3 protein-coding genes and 1 pseudogene are annotated in these 3,772 nt (G+C 66.5%); 1 reads left to right on the top strand and 3 read right to left on the bottom strand.

Annotation, left to right across the window (positions count from 1 at the left end; all coding sequences use genetic code 11):
- The 3 genes and pseudogenes from ACTHJR_RS06185 to ACTHJR_RS06175 all read right to left on the bottom strand — a co-directional run.
- Nucleotides 1-567, bottom strand: a pseudogene (locus tag ACTHJR_RS06185) (glycosidase); the annotation flags it as partial.
- Nucleotides 564-1,358 (bottom strand): SDR family oxidoreductase, encoded by a 795-nt coding sequence (locus ACTHJR_RS06180; protein WP_440522251.1) that lies wholly within the window; start codon nt 1,356-1,358, stop codon nt 564-566. The pseudogene ACTHJR_RS06185 and the gene ACTHJR_RS06180, both read right to left, overlap by 4 nt.
- A 32-nt stretch (nt 1,359-1,390) precedes the next feature.
- Nucleotides 1,391-2,308, bottom strand: a complete 918-nt coding sequence (locus tag ACTHJR_RS06175; protein ID WP_440522250.1) for an alpha/beta fold hydrolase — start codon at nt 2,306-2,308, stop codon at nt 1,391-1,393.
- Nucleotides 2,309-2,316: 8 nt separating this feature from the next.
- Here ACTHJR_RS06175 and ACTHJR_RS06170 point away from each other — a divergent pair, with 8 nt between their 5' ends.
- Nucleotides 2,317-3,684, top strand: coding sequence for a protein adenylyltransferase SelO family protein (locus ACTHJR_RS06170; RefSeq protein WP_440522249.1), 1,368 nt, complete (start codon nt 2,317-2,319; stop codon nt 3,682-3,684).
- Nucleotides 3,685-3,772: the final 88 nt, after the last annotated feature.

The following is a 3,772-nucleotide window of genomic DNA, read 5'->3' as shown; positions in this document are numbered from 1 at the left end:
CTCGAGCAGCCAGTCCTTCGCGTCGTTCGACGTATAGAGCGTGGTGGAATGCCGCTCGGGGCTGACCGAGCACGTCGTCATCAGCCAGCGATTGCCGACATGGCTGATCCGTGCGTCCTCGACGCCATAGCATTGATAGGACGCGCGCGGCACGATCGCGTCGGCATAATGGACCGCCACCACCGAGCGCCCCTCCGCATCGAGCTCGACCGGAAGCAGCCACGACAGGCTGGTCAGCGCCATCACTTTCCATCCGGCGCTTCGCATCATGAATTTGCGCGGGTCCGAGGTGTCGACCAGCTCGAGCGGCCAGGCGTCGAGATGGTATTTGCCGCCCTCCGGGTTGGCCTCCCAGCGGATCGCGTGGATCTGTTGATCGACGATCGGCGTCCTCAGCGCCTCGGCGATCCGCACCATCATCAGTAAATTGCCGTTGGGCAGCCGCGTCATTCCCGGGTTGAACGCGCCCAGGCAAAAGGTCTCGGCGTCGATCCGCCCGGCCAGCGGCCCTTTCGACAAATCGACGTCGAGCGGGCCGAAAACGAGTTCGTCAAAGGCATAGGTCATTCGTCGTCCTTGCGCAGCGGTGCGACGGTGATCTGTTGCACGACCGCGCGGCGCGGCTGAGTCAGCATGTAATGGACGGCGACCGCGATATCCTCCGACCGCAGCATCTTCTCGTCCCTGACCAATTGTTTCTGCTTTTCGGCGTCCATGTCGGGATAATGAAAGTCCGCCTGGGTCGAACCGGGCTCGACCAGGCTGACCCGTATGTTGCGATTGCCGAGTTCCTTGCGCAGCGCCTCGGCGAACCCGGCGATCCCGGCCTTCATGCCGGCATAAACGGTGGAGCTCGGGCCAAGCACGTGCGCGGACATCGAGCCGATCAGCACGATATCGCCGCCCTTGTCCCCGAATGCGTCGATCGCCTCGTGCGCGCTCATCAGATAGGCGGTGAAATCGGTCGCGATCGCATAGCGCAGGCCGCGCTCGTCCATCTTGCTCAGGCCGTCGGCCGGAATGGCGGCGTTGATCACCGCGATGTCGAGCCCGCCCAGCCGCGCGGTGGCATCGGCGAAATACCGCTCCACGTTCTTCCGATCGGCAAGATCGATCGCCATTCCGTCCGCGCTGCCGACCGCGCCGATCGCGTCGAGCGCGTCCTGCAGATGCTGCTCGTTGCGTCCGCAGATATCGATCGTCACGCCTTCGCTGGCCAGCAGCACCGCGATCGCGCGGCCGATCCCGGTCGTCCCGCCGGTGACGATCGCGCGCTTGCCCTTCAGGCTGGGCATCTCGGTATGCGTATCGGAAACGGCATCGGGCCGCTCGATCAGGCTGTCGCTGGCGTCGGTCATTCGCACTCTCCCGGTTGAACCGGAAAGACGCGTCACGCCGTGGCGGGTTCCTTCGCCACGGTCGCGAGCAGCCGGTCGATCGCCGCCGCCGCCTCGGGCTCGGTCAGCATCGGCGTGTGGCCGACATCGGGAATGGTGACCAATTCCGCCCGGCCGAGCCGCGCGACCATCTTCTCCGCGGTCGCCGCCGATAGCACATCCGATCGCGCGCCGCGCACGATCAGCGCCGGCACCGATTTCAGCGCGTCGAGCGTACGCCACATGTCGGGCCCGGCCTCGTTGCCCGGCACGCGGAACGGCTCGGCGATCTTCATGTCGTAGTCGAGCACGATCCGGCCCGCGCTGTTCACTCGATAGAGCCGCTTGGCCATCGCCAGCCAATCCTCGATGCCGTAGTTCGGATAGACGTCGGCATTGCTGTCCTGCACCCCACGCGCCGCATGCATCCAGGTCGGCCAGGTCGCCGGCTTGCCGACATAGGAGCGGATGCGGCCGAGCCCGGCCGGCTCGATCTCCGGCCCGACGTCGTTGAGCAGCACGCCGGCCAGTTTCTCGTGTCCCGCACTCGCCAGCAGCATGGTCACGATCCCGCCCAGCGACGTACCGAACGCGACGTAGCGCTCGATCGCCAGCTCGGCGAGCAATGCCTCGATGTCCTGGACATAGGTCAGCGGGGCATAGGACATCGGATCCTTGGCATAACCGCTCTCGCCGCGCCCCCTGAGGTCGACCGCGATCACTCGCCATTCGCCCGCCAGCCGTTCGGCCACATCCTCGAAATCGCGTGCGTTGCGAGTCAGGCCGGCGATGCACAGGATCGGCGGGCGATCCTCACCTCCGGCGCTGTTGGCGGCATAATCGCGATAGTGCAGCCGCACTTCGTCGTTCGACCACCAATAGCGATTTTCGTAAGCTGACAAAGGTTGCGTCCTCGCTGGCGGTCCACCCATATTGCCGCATGGCCGCTCCATCGCAAGCTTATCGCCCGGAAACCGCGATCCTCGATCTGGGCGACGCCTTTTACGATAAGGTCGCGCCGGCCGATTTCCCGCAGACCATCCTGCGCTTCCGCAACGACCGCGCGGCCGCGGAGGTCGGGCTCGACGACTTGTCCGACGAGGAATGGATCGCGCATTTCGGCCGGTTCGCCCCGCTCTCCGGCTCGCTGCCGCACCCGCTGGCGCTGCGCTATCACGGCCACCAGTTCCGCACCTACAATCCCGATATCGGCGACGGCCGCGGCTTCCTGTTCGCGCAGATGCTCGGTGGGGACGGCCGGCTGATGGACCTCGGCACCAAGGGGTCGGGGCAGACGCCCTACAGCCGCTTCGGCGACGGACGGCTCACTCTCAAAGGCGGCGTCCGCGAGATCCTGGCGACCGAAATGCTCGAGGCGCTCGGCGTTCCCACCTCGCGGACCTTCTCGCTGATCGAGACCGGCGAGGCGCTCGACCGCAACGACGAGCCCTCCCCGACCCGCTCGGCGGTGCTGGTGCGGTTGAGCCACAGTCATATCCGGATCGGCACGTTCCAGCGGCTGGCGTATCTTCGCGACGACGAGGCTACCCGCGCACTGACCGATTACGTGCTGAGGCGCCTCTACGGCGAGGAGCCGGGCGAAGACACGCCCGTGCGCCTGCTCGACCGCGTCGTCGAGCGCACCGCGACGCTCGCGGCGGCCTATATGGCCGCGGGCTTCGTCCATGGCGTGCTCAATTCGGACAATATCAACGTCACCGGCGAAAGCTTCGACTACGGCCCGTGGCGTTTCACGCCGACCTGGGACCCCGGCTTCACCGCCGCCTATTTCGACCATGCCGGTCTTTACGCGTTCGGCCGCCAGCCCGAGGCGATCCATTGGGACGCGATGCAGCTCGCGATCGCGCTACGCCCGATCTGCGAGGCCGAGCCGTTGATCGCCGTGCTCGACACGTTCGGCGAGCGCTATCAGCGCGCGGTGAGCCACGCGATCCTGTGGCGGCTGGGGCTGGTACCGCGCGGCGCGGACAGCGACCGCGCCTTGGTCCAGACGATCGAGCCGGTGCTGCGCGGCACCGCGACCGGGATCGACCAATTCTTCTTCGATGCGTTCGGCGGACGCCTGCCCGAGAGCTATGGGGAGCAATGGCAACCGGTCCGCGAGGCGCTCGCGGCCTACACGCCGCGCTCCGATCGCAGCCATGCTTATTGGTCGGGCGTGCCTTGCTCGATGCTGATCGACGAGGTCGAGACGATCTGGTCGGCGATCGCCGAGCGCGACGACTGGACGCCGCTCTACGACAAGATCGCGAACATACGCGTAATGGGAGAAGCGCTGGCCGTCTAAATCCTCCCCATGCCTGCATGGGGAGGGGGACCGCCGACGTAGCCGGTGGTGGAGGGGCCGCAGCCGCGAAGCGGCGAGGACGGGCCAT

The sequence above is a fragment of the Sphingomonas sp. genome, from assembly GCF_051962185.1.
In the GTDB taxonomy this organism is placed as follows: domain Bacteria; phylum Pseudomonadota; class Alphaproteobacteria; order Sphingomonadales; family Sphingomonadaceae; genus Sphingomonas.
Note: the sequence above shows the minus strand (reverse complement) of the source record. Positions and strands in the feature narration are given on the sequence as shown.